General features: G+C 63.4%; 13 protein-coding genes, 1 tRNA gene and 1 riboswitch. Of the genes, 6 read left to right on the plus strand and 8 right to left on the minus strand.

Annotated features, from left to right (window positions below):
- Positions 1-272 precede the first annotated feature (272 nt).
- Complete coding sequence (locus PVE73_RS23980) at positions 273-1,595, plus strand: DUF2254 domain-containing protein (protein ID WP_277364647.1); 1,323 nt, start codon at positions 273-275, stop codon at positions 1,593-1,595.
- A gap of 201 nt (positions 1,596-1,796) precedes the next feature.
- Here the strand turns inward: PVE73_RS23980 and PVE73_RS23985 are convergent, their stop codons facing one another.
- Both PVE73_RS23985 and PVE73_RS23990 read right to left on the minus strand, forming a co-directional pair.
- Positions 1,797-2,201 (minus strand): RidA family protein, encoded by a 405-nt coding sequence (locus PVE73_RS23985; protein WP_277364648.1) that lies wholly within the window; start codon positions 2,199-2,201, stop codon positions 1,797-1,799.
- Positions 2,202-2,318: 117 nt separating this feature from the next.
- Complete coding sequence (locus PVE73_RS23990; RefSeq protein ID WP_277364649.1) at positions 2,319-3,167, minus strand: SDR family oxidoreductase; 849 nt, start codon at positions 3,165-3,167, stop codon at positions 2,319-2,321.
- Between the two features lie 99 nt (positions 3,168-3,266).
- Between PVE73_RS23990 and PVE73_RS23995 the strand changes: the two genes are divergently transcribed.
- On the plus strand, positions 3,267-4,169 hold the full coding sequence (locus PVE73_RS23995) for a LysR family transcriptional regulator (RefSeq protein ID WP_277364650.1): 903 nt from the start codon (positions 3,267-3,269) through the stop codon (positions 4,167-4,169).
- 121 nt (positions 4,170-4,290) lie between these two features.
- On the opposite strand, the gene PVE73_RS24000 is transcribed toward PVE73_RS23995, so the two are convergent.
- Positions 4,291-5,481 carry an O-succinylhomoserine sulfhydrylase gene (locus tag PVE73_RS24000; RefSeq protein WP_277364651.1) on the minus strand — a complete coding sequence of 397 codons (1,191 nt, stop codon included), beginning with the start codon at positions 5,479-5,481 and terminating at the stop codon, positions 4,291-4,293.
- Between the two features lie 38 nt (positions 5,482-5,519).
- Positions 5,520-5,597, minus strand: a riboswitch (SAM riboswitch).
- Positions 5,598-5,674: 77 nt separating this feature from the next.
- Here PVE73_RS24000 and PVE73_RS24005 point away from each other — a divergent pair.
- The gene (locus PVE73_RS24005) at positions 5,675-6,760 is read left to right on the plus strand and encodes a 2'-deoxycytidine 5'-triphosphate deaminase (protein WP_277364652.1); all 1,086 of its coding nucleotides are present in this window, start codon (positions 5,675-5,677) and stop codon (positions 6,758-6,760) included.
- A 17-nt stretch (positions 6,761-6,777) separates the two neighbouring features.
- Here PVE73_RS24005 and PVE73_RS24010 read toward each other — a convergent pair whose 3' ends face one another.
- Complete coding sequence (locus PVE73_RS24010) at positions 6,778-7,578, minus strand: DUF2189 domain-containing protein (protein WP_277364653.1); 801 nt, start codon at positions 7,576-7,578, stop codon at positions 6,778-6,780.
- Between the two features lie 191 nt (positions 7,579-7,769).
- Here PVE73_RS24010 and PVE73_RS24015 point away from each other — a divergent pair.
- A tRNA-Gly gene (locus PVE73_RS24015) sits at positions 7,770-7,844 on the plus strand.
- A 99-nt stretch (positions 7,845-7,943) separates the two neighbouring features.
- Here the strand turns inward: PVE73_RS24015 and PVE73_RS24020 are convergent.
- A complete protein-coding gene (locus PVE73_RS24020; RefSeq protein WP_277367561.1) occupies positions 7,944-8,549 on the minus strand; it encodes a CDP-alcohol phosphatidyltransferase family protein in 606 nt (201 codons plus the stop codon).
- Between the two features lie 114 nt (positions 8,550-8,663).
- On the opposite strand from PVE73_RS24020, the gene apaG reads away from it, so the two are divergent.
- Complete coding sequence (apaG, locus tag PVE73_RS24025; protein ID WP_277364654.1) at positions 8,664-9,056, plus strand: Co2+/Mg2+ efflux protein ApaG; 393 nt, start codon at positions 8,664-8,666, stop codon at positions 9,054-9,056.
- Between the two features lie 127 nt (positions 9,057-9,183).
- Here apaG and PVE73_RS24030 read toward each other — a convergent pair whose 3' ends face one another.
- From PVE73_RS24030 to PVE73_RS24040, 3 genes are read right to left on the minus strand one after another with little or no spacing between them, the layout of a single operon-like run.
- Positions 9,184-10,170 carry an Hsp33 family molecular chaperone gene (locus PVE73_RS24030; protein ID WP_277364655.1) on the minus strand — a complete coding sequence of 329 codons (987 nt, stop codon included), beginning with the start codon at positions 10,168-10,170 and terminating at the stop codon, positions 9,184-9,186.
- Entirely contained in the window at positions 10,167-11,084 is a 918-nt protein-coding gene (gene argF / locus PVE73_RS24035; protein ID WP_277364656.1) for an ornithine carbamoyltransferase, read from the minus strand. Before argF ends, PVE73_RS24030 begins: the two co-directional genes overlap by 4 nt.
- Positions 11,081-12,286, minus strand: coding sequence for an aspartate aminotransferase family protein (locus tag PVE73_RS24040; RefSeq protein WP_277364657.1), 1,206 nt, complete (start codon positions 12,284-12,286; stop codon positions 11,081-11,083). The genes argF and PVE73_RS24040 overlap by 4 nt, the downstream gene beginning before the upstream one ends.
- Positions 12,287-12,661: 375 nt before the next feature.
- Between PVE73_RS24040 and PVE73_RS24045 the strand changes: the two genes are divergently transcribed.
- Positions 12,662-13,207, plus strand: coding sequence for a GcrA family cell cycle regulator (locus PVE73_RS24045; protein WP_277364658.1), 546 nt, complete (start codon positions 12,662-12,664; stop codon positions 13,205-13,207).
- The last annotated feature ends 15 nt before the right edge of the window (positions 13,208-13,222 follow it).

The raw sequence follows: 13,222 nt of genomic DNA on the forward strand, positions 1-13,222 counted from the left end.
TATTGTATCGGGTTAAGATTTATTGCGCTTGAAATGGGACCGGCTCAATGCGTCCTCGGCTGAAGTGCGGCCAAGGGGGCCGAAGGCGCTCTTCTCTTGAGGCTCGACTGACAAGAGCAGCTTTTTGACCGGAAAAGTTCTTTCAGCTTTCAACAAGCAGGTTGGCATTCAGCGATCGGGTATGCCGTGGCGAATTGTGCGCCGAACTCCCCCGTGCGATCCGTCGTGCCGTTGGCGATGGATCGCGAACGGCCTTTCCGAGTTGAGGGTGCATGGACCGCATCCGCAATTTCCTGGCATTGCTGCGGGGCCAGCTTTGGGCGGTCCCTGCGCTCTTCGCGCTCGCTGCCGTCGGGCTGGCCTATGTGCTGCTAAACTACGGCGACCTCCTCAGTTCCGGCGGCCGGATCTGGTGGGTCTACAGCGGGGATGCAGGGACGGCGCGCGATCTTCTCGGCAGCCTCCTGTCCGGGCTGATGACGATGACATCGCTCGTCGTGTCGGTGACCTTCGTCATCCTTACGCTCGCGGCCAACCAGCTCGGCCCCCGTCTCATCTCCATTTTCATGGGCGATCGACAGATCCAGTCTGTCCTGGGGCTGTTCATCGGCACGATCCTCTATGTCATTCTGGTGCTCAGGACACTCGACGACACCCTCGGTTCGCAGGGCGTGCCCCATCTCGCCGTCACAATGGCGAGCGTACTGACGATTCTTTGCCTGCTGGCGCTCCTCTTCTACATTCACAAGATCGCCCGTTCCATCATCGCGGACAATGTGGTGGAGGCGGTTTCGCAAGAATTCCGCGAAACGCTGCGCGAAATCTTGCCCGACCGCGACAGCGACGAGAGCGCTGTGAAGCAACCGTTTCGCGGGCGGCGCTGGCCACTCGGCATCCGGAGGATCGGTTACGTGCAGGTGGTGGACTATGGCCGCCTCCTTTCCCTCGCCTGCGAGGCCGATATCTGGATTGCGGTGAATGTCCGGGCCGGACATTTTTTGCTGCTAGAGGGCGAGCACCTCGACATCTACGGCGAGGCCGCTCCCGACGAGGCACTGCAGGAGCGGATCCGATCGGCCTTCACAGTCGGAACCGAGCGCACGCCTGCCCAGGATCCGGAGCAAGGGATTCGACAGCTGGTCGAGATCGCCACGAGAGCGCTCTCCCCTGGCACAAACGACCCGTTCACCGCGATCGCGGTGATCGACAGGCTGGGAGCGGCTTTCGAGGAGATCTTTGCGCGCCACGTGCAGCCCCACGCAATGCGCGACGGCAGCGGTGAGATCCGGGTCGTGGCCGACCGCAGCGACATCGCCGGCCTGCTTGCTGCAGCATTTCATCCGATAAGGCAGGCCGGCAAGGCCCATCCCGCGATCCTGATCCGGATGGCGGATGTTATGGCCGACCTTGCCTGCGGCACCAGGAACGCGGTTCACCGCGAGGCCCTGTTGGGTCAGCTTCAACGGCTTGCTGAAACGGCCGCACTTGGACAGTCCGCTCAACAGGACCGGCAGGACATCCTGGCGAGGATCGAGCATGCCAAGCAAGCCCTGACAAGGGGGCGTCTCCAGCCGCCGGGCAAAAATGGCTTCTGAATACCGGGCGCCAGCAGGAAAACGCTTTCTCCGCCGCAAAGGGGAGAAAGCGCGTACGGGCTTCAACCAGAAAGCCCAGCCAAGTAGCCGCCGAGCGTCTTGGCGGACGCGATTGCAGCCTGAAGCCGCTTGCATGAAAGCCTGAAAGCAACCCTCGCGCCACCATAGAGATCGCCAAGTGCGTCGGCGCTTGTCAACCGGCTAGCCACTGGTCGTCGAAGGAATCCGGGCGATGACCTTGATCTCGAAATCGAAGCCGGCAAGCCAATTGACACCCACCGCGGTCCAGTTCGGATAGGGCGGTTCGCCGATCTCTTCCGCGCGGACGGCCAGCACCGATTCGATCTGCTCATCCGGATTGGTGTGGAATGTGGTGACGTCGACAACGTCGTCGAAGCTACATCCGGCGGCGGCCAGGACCGCGCGCAGATTGGCGAAGGCGCGACGAACCTGATCCTCGAATAGGGGTTCGGGCGAGCCGTCTTCACGGCTCCCGACCTGACCCGACACGAAGAGAAGATCACCGGAGCGAATGGCCGCGGAATAGCGATGAATGTCGTACAGCGCGTGGCGGCTTGCCGGATAGACGGCGTCACGTGCGGGCATTTTCGTTCCTTTCTTTCCTGAAAAGGGAGTGGTGCAGAGGCGGGGACATGTATCGGGATCGAGGGGTGGAGCTGCATGACGGCGTCGTGCAGCCCTGGATCAGCGAGGCAGAATGGATCACAGCCGCGCCAGTTCCTCCTCGGTGAAATCCGCCGCCACTGCGATGTCCTTCTGCCTGTCGAGTTCCTCGATGCGCCCGACGAGTGCCCTGCGGATGCCGGCATAGGCTTCGGCACCGAGCACCAGCCGCTTCGGAAGTGGACCATCCTGATCGGCAAGTCTGATCATTGCGTCCGTCATGCGGTCAGGGTCGCCTTTGATCACCCAGGAGCTACCGAGCGCCTCGCGGATCTGATCGGCGGGGGTTCCCTCATAGGCCGCGAGCGGCTCGGTTCGCGCGAGATTGCCGCCGAACCCGGTCCGCGCCGGCCCGGGTTCCACCAGGGTGAACTCGATCTTGAAGGGAGCGGTCTCCTGCGCCACGGACTCGACGAACCCCTCGATACCCCACTTGGTCGCGTGATAGAGACTGAACGCCGGATAGGCGATCTGGCCTCCTTCGCTCGACACCTGCAGAATCCGGCCGCCACCCTGATTGCGCAGATGCGGCAACGCTGCCTGGATGAGCGTGATCGAGCCGATGAGATTGGTGTCGATGATATCCCGCACCTGCACATCATCAGCCTCTTCCGCCGCGCCGAACAAGCCGTAGCCGGCATTGCTGACGATGATGTCGATGCGTGCGGACGCGGCGAAGGCCCTGTCGACTGCGGCACGGACCGAGCTCTGGTCCTTGAGGTCCATCGCGACGATGCCAAGCCGCTCAGGGTAGCGGGAACGCAGGTCGGCAAGCGCATTCTCGCTGCGGCTGGTGCCGACGACGCGGTCGCCCCTGGTCAGGGCCTTCTCCGCCAGCAGCCGGCCTAGGCCGGACGACACGCCCGTTATGAGCCAGATCTTTTCCATCTTTCATACCTCCGAATTGGACACAGGCCGGAGATAGGGCAATTGCATTACGCACATTAGACATTGAAATCGGTATGAGATGATGCAAAAACCCCACCAATGCCTCGCCCGACGCTCAACGACCTCACCGCCTTCGTGGCGGTGGCCACGCATCGCAGCTTCCGCCGCGCGGCGGACGAGATCGGCACGGCACCTTCCACATTGAGCCACGCGATGCGCGCGCTCGAGGAACGCATGGGCGTGCGCCTTCTGAACCGCACCACACGCAGCGTCTCGCCGACGGAAGCCGGGTTCCGGTTGCTCGGCCGCCTGCAGCCGGCGCTCGCCACGCTGGACGAGGCGCTCGACAGCGTCGCAGGATTCCGGGGCAATGTCGCAGGAACCGTCCGCATCAATGCGCCGCGATTGGTGGCGGGGCTTCTCGTGCGCGAGGTGCTTCCGCAGATGGCGGAGCGCCATCCGGACGTGACAGTGGACATCGTCGTCGAGGGGCGGCTCATCGATATCGTGTCCGGCGGGTTCGATGCCGGCGTGCGCCTCCTCGGATCGGTCGCCAAGGACATGATCGCCGTGCCGTTTGCACGCCCGTTGACGTTCATCTGTGTCGCCTCGCCCGCCTATCTCGATCGCTTCGGCGAGCCAGGAACCCCCGAGGAATTGCCACGCCACCATTGCATCGGCCACCGCATGCCCAGCGGCAAATTCTATCGATGGGAGTTCGAACGCGCCGGCCAGGAACTGGTGATGGACGCAAACGGCCCCATCGTCCTCGATGACGAGGAACTGATGGTCGAAGCCGCAATTAAAGGGCTGGGCATCGCCTATGTGGCGGATTGGGCCGCAGAAGCGGCCCTGTCCGACGGCCGGCTGCGCAAGATCCTGACCGCGTGGATGCCCGCTGCGGAAGAGGTTGCGGTCTACTACCCCGGACATCGTGCCGTGCCACCGGCACTGCGGGCTTTTCTCGATGTGGTGAAGGACCTGCGGAAGGAAGAACCTTAAACTGGATCAACGAAGCAGCATCCGGGCAATACCGACGGCATGTTCCGCGGGTGGGGTTTCCCGCACCGTTGCCTCCAGGCCTCTGACATCCGCGAACTCCATCGAAGCGAGGAAGAGACGGTCAGACCCTCGCGAGCGCCTGTTCGATGTCCTTGAGCAGGTCGTCCGCGTCCTCAAGCCCGAGCGACAAACGGAGTGTTCCCTGCCGGATGCCCGCTTCGAGCCGCGCTTCCTCCGAAAGGTTCTTGTGCGTGGTGGTCGCGGGATGGGTGATCAGGCTCTTGGCATCGCCGAGATTGTTGGAGATGCGGATGATTTCCAATGCGTTGGAGAAGGCGAAGGCCGCCTGCTTTCCGCCCTTGAGATCAAGGCAGACGAGCGTCGAGCCGCCCTTCATCTGGCGTCGCACGAGATCCGCCTGCGGGTGGTCGGGCCGGCCGGGATAGATCACGCGGGAGACTTTCGGATGCTCGGCCAGGTAATCGGCCACGCGTCCCGCGCTTTCCATCTGCTGGCGCACGCGCACGGGGAGGGTCTCCAGCCCTTTCAGCAGCGTCCAGGCGTTGAAGGGCGAAAGGCTGGGCCCGGTGTGGCGGAAATAGTCGTGCAGGTTCTCGTCGATCCATTCCTTGTCGGAAAGCACGATGCCGCCGAGACACCGCCCCTGGCCGTCGATATGCTTGGTGGCGGAATAGACCACCACGTGGGCGCCGAGCTCCAGCGGCTTCTGCAGCAGCGGCGTGGCGAAGACATTGTCCACCACCAGCCGCGCGCCAGTGCTGTCGGCGAGCTTCGCGATACCCGCGATGTCGCAGACCTCGAGCGTCGGGTTGGTCGGGCTTTCAAGGAAAAAGAGCTTCGTGTTCGGGCGTACGGCCTCTTCCCACGCATCGAGCTTCGATCCGTCGACAAGCGTCGTCTCGATGCCGTAGCGCGGCATCAGCGTCTCCACCACCCAGCGGCAGGAGCCAAAGAGCGCGCGGGCCGCCACGACGTGGTCGCCGACCTTCACCGAGCAGAGAAGCGCGGCGGCGACCGCGGCCATGCCGGAGGCGGTGGCGCGGGCATCCTCGGCGCCTTCGAGCGCGCACATGCGGCTCTCGAACATGTCCACAGTGGGATTGGCATAGCGGGAATAGATGAAGCCCGGATCCTCGCCCTTGAAGCGGGCTTCGGCCGCCTCGGCGGTCTCATAGACGAAACCCTGGGTCAGATAGAGAGCTTCCGAGGTCTCACCGAAGGGCGAACGCAGCGTGCCGCCATGAACGAGGCGGGTTTGAGGCTTCCAGTCGTCGTTGAATCTCTTCGTCATCGCTCTGCTCAACAAAAAACCGGCCGCGGAAAGCCGGTCGAGCATCGAGCGCGGCCTTTTAGCGACTTCTTTAACGTGGCTGCAAGCCGACCGGCCAAATCACCACGGGATAAATGTCCTTTAGCCCCGGCTTTCGCTTGCGTCAATCGCGGTGCACAGTAAAGGTCCGGTCAAGTTTCTCAAGGGGGAAGGATTGGCAAGCACAGGCATCCTGCCGGATAAGGAGATCGCGGCACTGTTCGAGAGCGGTGCGCTTACCGCGCCACGCCCGCTCGATCCGGACCAGGTGCAGCCCGCGAGCCTCGATCTGCGCCTGGGCGCGGTGGCTTATCGCGTGCGCGCGAGCTTTCTGCCCGGCCCCGGTTCCCGCGTGGCCGAAAAGCTGGAGCGGCTGAGGCTGCACGAAATTCCCCTGGATGACGGCGCGGTGCTGGAGACCGGCTGCGTCTACATCGTGCCGCTCACGGAAAGCCTCGTCCTTCCCGCCGATGTCTCCGCCTCGGCCAACCCGAAAAGCTCCACGGGGCGGCTCGACATCTTCACCCGCGTGATGACGGATCACGGGCAGGAGTTCGACAAGATCGCCGCCGGCTATTCCGGCCCGCTTTATCTGGAGGTGAGCCCGCGCACTTTCCCGATCGTCGTGCGCCCCGGCTCGCGCCTGTCGCAGATCCGCTTCCGCCGCGGCAATGCGCTGCTCACCGAGAGCGATCTCGCCGATCTTCATGAGCGGGAGACGCTGGTGGCGGCCGAACGGCCCAGTATCTCAGGCGGAGGAATAGCACTCTCCATCGACCTCGAAGGCGGGCCCGACGGGCTCGTCGGCTACCGCGCCAAGCACCACACGAGCCTGATCGACGTTGACCGCAAGGCAGCTCACGAGATCCACGACTTTTGGGAACCGCTCTACAATCACGGCTCGAAGGATCTCATTCTCGACCCGGACGAGTTCTATATCCTCGTCTCGCGCGAAGCTGTGCACGTGCCCCCGGCATACGCCGCCGAAATGACGCCGTTTGACCCGTTGGTGGGTGAATTCCGGGTCCACTATGCCGGCTTCTTCGATCCCGGATTCGGGCATTCCGCTGCCGGGGGCACGGGCAGCCGCGCGGTTCTCGAAGTGCGCAGCCACGAAGTGCCGTTCATCCTGGAGCACGGGCAAATCGTCGGGCGGCTGGTCTATGAACGCATGAGCGCACTTCCAAGCTCGCTTTACGGGGCGGATCTCAAGTCAAACTATCAGGGCCAGGCGCTGAAGCTCTCCAAGCACTTCCGCTAAAGCAGCGCCGACCGGCCTCAGGAGAGGGGCCGGGCGATCAGCTTGCGGTAGAGATGCCAGCTCGCATGCCCCAGGATGGGCAGGACGACCGCGAGCCCGGCAAAGAGCGGCACCATGCCGATCACGAGCAGCACGGCCACGATCAGTCCCCAAGCCAGGATTTCCAAGGGGTTGCGCATGAAAGCCCTGACCGAGCTGTGGACCGCCGCATAGGCTCCCACGTCGCGATCGAGCAGTAGCGGAAAGGCGACGACACTCGCCGCCAGCGCGATCACGGCGAAGACGAGGCCGACGGCATTGCCAAGAATGATCAGTATCCAGCCTTCCCGCGTCGTGAAGACGTCGCGCACGAACGCGCCCGTTTCCGGTGGAACAGACCCGAAGAGCACATTGTAGAGCGCGCTTGCGGCGTAGAGCCAGAGAAGGAAGATGACGGCGAGCAGCATCCCTACCACCGCAATCGAGTAACGGGCGGGGGAGCGGCGTACTTCCAGCGCATGCCGCCATGAGGTCTCGATCCCCATTTCGCGCCTTCGGCTGATCTCGTAGAGGCCGATCGCGGCGAAGGGGCCCACCAGTGCGAAACCCGCCATCAGCGGATAGAGGAGCGGTAGTGCGTTGTTGCCTGAGGTCCAGTAGGCAAAGATGATGCCTGCGACCGGATAGATCAGCGCCACGAAGGCATAATGGGAGGGTTTTTCCCAAAAGTCCTCGGCGCCCCTCCTCAGGCAGTCGGAAAGGTCGCTCATCCGAATCTTGCGCACGGCGGGATAGACCAGCCTCTCGCTGGCGCCGGCGATGACGTGGAACTCGGCCATTGTCCATTTCCTCCACGCTAGTTGGGGCGGAAGCGGTTCCCGGCGTGAAGTCGAACGGAAGCTGCGAGGCCGCTATCCGCCTGTCCCGAAGATATAACGCCTTCAGCCGCCCTTGTCGCCCCTTCGGGTCCACACAAAGGTTTGAGCAGCGGCTTGACAGGGCGCGGGCGAAAGGCAATCTACAGGAGCGCGCGGGTGTAGTTCAGTGGTAGAACGCAAGCTTCCCAAGCTTGATGTCGTGGGTTCGATCCCCATCGCCCGCTCCAGACAATTTCAAGCAACTGCTCAACTCGCTGCATTGCGGTGTCTCGTATACCGCAATGGGAGGCCTGCTTCGCGAATTCGAAGCGCTGCGGAACCGGAACCTAACGAAACGCCCTCGCTGCCAGCACGATGCGTGCGACGGCGGTGTAAAGCGTGAGCGCGGCGAAGAGATAGGCGAGTATCGGGAACCAGGCGGGCAGCAGGCAGACGAGCAGGAAGAAGATCAGCGTTTCGCCCGCCTCCGCAAGTCCGACCGTGAAAAAGAAACTCTTCTCACCGCGGATGAGGGTCATCAGGCGCCGCTTTTCCGCGATGGTCGCGTAGGCGAGGAAGCTTGCACCGTTCACGTAGAAGGAAAAAAGCAGTACGGCGCCAGAAACGGCGTTGGCGGCGGGATCATGGATGACGAAGGCCAGGGGAATCGCCCCGTAGAAGACGAAGTCGAGCACGATATCGAGATATCCGCCCAAATCCGTACGGCCTTTGAGATGGGCTACCGCACCGTCGAGCCCGTCGCCCAGACGGCTCAGGAGGATGAGCGCGATCGCCAGCCAGAACCACCCGACGACCACCGCGGCGCCGGCGCAAAGACCGACCAGAAGACTTGCGATGGTGACCGCATTCGCAGAGATCCCCTCGTTGGCCAGTCGCGCGCCGATTGCCATGAGAAGAGGCTCCAGTTTCCGTCGTCCCCAGCCGTCGATCACGCGCAATTCCCCGCTCATACCATCGGCATTGATCTATAGCCTTGCGGGATACATATCACCTGTCACAATGTCGTCATGCGCTGCCGGGGGCCGGAAGCCAGCCTGAGGTGGACCATGTACAGGGCCGTTACTCACGATATCGAGGTGTCCGTAGAGCCGTTCTTCCTGCCGGATCACTCCGAGCCGGAGGAGAACCGCTATGTCTGGGCCTATCAGGTGACGATCGCCAATCATTCAAGGGAGAGCGTCAAGGTGCTTGCGCGTTACTGGCACATCACCGACGCCATGGGTCGCGTGCAGGAAGTGCGCGGCGAAGGCGTGGTCGGTGAACAGCCGGAGATCGAGCCGGGTAACAGCTTCCGCTACACGTCGGGCTGCCCGCTCTCCACCTCCTCCGGCATCATGGTAGGGCACTACACGATGGAGACCGACGACGGCGAGATGCTGGAGGTGGACATCCCCGCCTTCTCACTCGATTTTCCGGGCGACGAGGTGTCGGTGAATTGAAAGACGTCGGGTGAATAGGGGCGATCGCCGCCTCATTCTTGCCCGCCGGTGAGACGTAGGATCAAGCTTGGGGGGTCCCATTCGCATCAAGGCCGGTGACAAGGTGCGGTCGAAGCAATAGCCGCTCCTACTCCTCGAACTCCTTGGGATCGAAAAGATATTCCTTGGAACAAAATTCACAGTTGACGCGGATGACGCCCTCCTGCGTGCTCTCCTCGATCTCCTCGGCGGTAAAGCCGTCGAGGATCGACTTGATCTTCTCGCGCGAGCAGGAGCAGTTGTCGATCACGTCCACGCCCCCGAAAACGCGCACGCCCTGCTCGTGGAACAGGCGGTAGAGCAGCCGTTCCGCGCCCACGGTGGGATCGAGCAGTTCATCGATCTCCACTGTGTCGAGGAGCGCCAGCGCCTCCTGCCAGGCATTGTCCTCGGGATGGCCGTTGCCGGGATCGTCCTCGTCGCCATCCCCGCCTGGAAGATCCGCCATGCGAGCGCGCTCTGGCGCGGAAGGCAGGAACTGGATCAGGACGCCGCCAGCGCGCCAGCGCTCTTCAGCACCCTCACCGGGCGTGACGATGCGCGCCACGCCCAGCCGAACCTCGGTAGGAATCTGCTCCGATTGGCGGAAATAGGTGCGTGCGACGTCTTCCAGCGTCGACCCGTCGAGTTGGACAATGCCCTGATAGCGCTGGGTGTAGGGGCCCTGATCAATGGTAAGCGCCAGCACGCCTTCACCGAGAAGCGCCTCGGGCGAGGCCTCACCGCGGGCGACGGCCTCGGCGAGCCGCTCCTCGTCGAAGCGAGCATAGGCGCGCACGGAGCCGGGCGTGGAGAAATCCGCCACCAGCATGTCGACCGGCCCGTCGGAGCGTGTCTGGACAATGAACTTGCCGTCGAATTTCAGCGAGCTGCCGAGCAGGATCGTGAGCACGATGACCTCCGCGAGCAGGCGGGAGACCGGCTCCGGATAGGCATGGCGCGCCAGGATCTGGTCGAGCATCGGCCCGACCTGAACGGCACGGCCGCGCACGTCCAGGGCCTCCACGTCGAAGGGAACGACATGGTCGTCGCCGGCGAAGCCGAAATCGCCAAGCTTTACGTTGTCCTCACTCACGAGGCGAGGCACCAGGCGAGAACGGCTTTCTGTGCATGCAGGCGGTTTTCCGCCTCGTCGAACACCACCGAGTGCGGCCCGTCGATCACGGCATCCGTCACCTCCTCGCCGCGATGGGCGGGCAGGCAGTGCATGAAAAGAGCATCCTTCTTGGCGAAGCTCATCAACCTCTCGTTCACTTGATAGGGCTGGAACACGTTGTGCCCGCGAGCGCGGTGCTCCTGGCCCATGGAGACCCAGGTATCGGTGACCACGCAGTCCGCATCCCTGACCGCCGCTTCCGGATCGTTCGTCAGCGTGATACGGCCGCCATTGGCCTGCGCCCACTCCAGATAGTGTGTGGCAGGCTCGCTGCCAACCGGCGTGGCGACATTGAGCCGGAAGCCGAAGCGGGCGGAAGCCTCGACAAGCGAGTGCAACACGTTGTTACCGTCGCCGGACCAGGCGAAGAGGCGATCCTTCACGCTGCCGCGGTGCTCCTCGAAGGTCATGATGTCGGCCATGATTTGGCAGGGATGCGTGTCGTCCGTAAGCCCGTTGATGACCGGCACGGTGGCGTTGTCGGCAAGCTCCAGAAGCCGCTCATGGGCGGTGGTGCGGATCATGATCGCGTCCACATAGCGCGACAGCACCTTGGCGGTGTCGGCGATGGTCTCGCTGCGGCCGAGCTGCATTTCCGCGCCCGTCAACATGATGGTCTCGCCGCCGAGCTGGCGCATGGCGACATCGAAGGAGACGCGAGTGCGGGTGGAGGGCTTGTCGAAAATCATCGCAAGCACCTTGCCCTCATAGGGCTTATCGCCCTGGCCGGCTTTCAGCCGCTGCTTGCGGCTCAGCGCATCGTCCATCATGAAACGCAGATCGGCCGATGAAACGGCTGAAAGATCGATGAAATGACGCGGCATGCCGTTCATCCCCTGCCTGCCGAAGCCACCGCCGGAGACGGTGCCAGGGCTTGCGCCGCACGGTGGATGCGCTCCAGCCCGTCCTGAATCTCCTCGTCGGTGACAGTGAGGGGCGGAAGCAGGCGCAGCACGTTCTCGCCCGCCGGTGCACCCAGCATCTTTTCCTCCCGCATGGACTGCTGGAGAGCGGAATTGGGCACCTTGCAGCGGATGCCGAGCAAAAGGCCTTCGCCACGGATCTCCTCCACGACGTCGGGGAAGGAGTCGGCGATCGCGGCGAGGCCCTGCTTCAAGAGCAGGCCCTTGCGCGCCACCTCGTCGAGGAAGCCCGGCTCCAGCACCACGTCAAGCACGGCGTTGCCCACCGCCATGGCGAGCGGATTGCCGCCGAAGGTGGTGCCGTGCACGCCCGGCGTCATGCCCTTGGCGGCTTCGTCGGTCGCAAGGCAGGCGCCGAGCGGAAAGCCGCCTCCGATGCCCTTGGCGATGGCGACAATGTCCGGCGTGATGCCCGACCATTCATAGGCGAAGAGCTTGCCGGTACGGCCGACGCCGGTCTGTACCTCGTCGAGGATCAGGAGCAGGCCGTGTTTGTCACAGAGTTCACGCAGCCCGCGGAGGAACTGGGCGGGCGCCATGCGGATGCCGCCTTCGCCCTGGATGGGCTCTACGAGGACGGCAGCCGTCTCCTGCGTGATGGCCTTTTCCGCCGCCTTCAGATCGCCGAAGGCAACCTGATCGAAACCTTCGACCTTGGGCCCGAAACCTTCGAGGTATTTCTCCTGCCCGCCGGCGGCGATCGTCGCCAGCGTGCGGCCGTGGAAGGCGCCTTCGAAGGTGATGATGCGGAAGCGGTTCTCCTCGCCGTTCACATAGTGATGGCGACGCGCCGTCTTGATGGCGCATTCGAGCGCCTCGGCGCCGGAATTGGTGAAGAAGACCTTGTCGGCGAAACTCGCCTCGGCCAAGCGCTCGCCAAGGCGACGTTGCCCGGGAATCTCGTAGAGATTGGAGACATGCCACAGTTTGCTGGCCTGCTCGGCGAGCGCGGACACCAGATGCGGATGAGCGTGACCGAGCGAGTTCACTGCGATGCCGGCGGCGAAATCGAGATATCGGTTCCCGTCGGAAGTGATCAGCCAGACCCCTTCCCCACGCTCGAAGGAAAGGGGAAGCCTGGCAAATGTATCGAAAAGCGCCGAACCGCTCATGGACACCTTCTCCGGGATATTGCGCGACCGTATGAAGCCGCAGGCCGATGAAACCAAAATGCCGCCCCGAGGGCGGCACGCGGGCTTTTTATCAGCGTTTTCCCCCGGGAAGTCAACGAAAAGACTGGTTTCACGCCCCGAGCTCCACTGTGAAGGAAATGTGCATGGGTTCCCCCAAGTTGGGGAAAACCGCAAAAACCGATTCGCGAGCCGAGGCGGACTCTTGTCACCGAGTCAACCGATAAGGTAGTTTGACCGCGTAACGACTAGATTTCGTGCGGCGGACCTTCAGACCCATGCAGATGTGGTGTCTACCGGGCTTTTGCCAGGTAGAGAGGCACCGGATTCCGCACGCTTGCACAGGAGCGTGTCCTGATGAACTGGACAGACGAACGCGTCGAACTGTTGAAGAAGCTCTGGTCCGAGGGCCTGAGTGCGAGCCAGATCGCAGCGCAGTTGGGCGGCGTGAGCCGCAACGCCGTCATCGGCAAGGTGCACCGGCTGAAGCTGTCGGCCCGGGGACGGGCGGCGGCGGCGCCGGCGCGGCGGAAGAAGGCGGCGACCGCCGCCTCGGCGAGCAGCGCCAATGCCGCCGCCGGCCAGCGCCGGCAGCGTAGCACCGGCAGCGGCGGCAGCCGTCCGGTAGCCACATCGATCGGAGCGACTGCATTGAAGGTGCAGTTCGAGGAAGACGCGGTCGCCTATCAGTATATGCGCCCAGCCGCGGACGTGGTGATTCCGATCTCGCGCAATCTGAAGCTCGTCGAGCTGACAGAGCGCACCTGCAAATGGCCGAACGGAGATCCCCTGGCGGAAGATTTCAGCTTCTGTGGGAGTGACACCGGCGATACCGGGCCGTATTGCACCTATCACTCAAGGCTGGCTTACCAGCCGGTATCGGAACGCCGCCGGAGCAGATAAGGGACGGGGCAACAA

Origin of the sequence: Chelativorans sp. AA-79 (assembly GCF_029457495.1) — a bacterium.
Classification (GTDB): domain Bacteria; phylum Pseudomonadota; class Alphaproteobacteria; order Rhizobiales; family Rhizobiaceae; genus Chelativorans.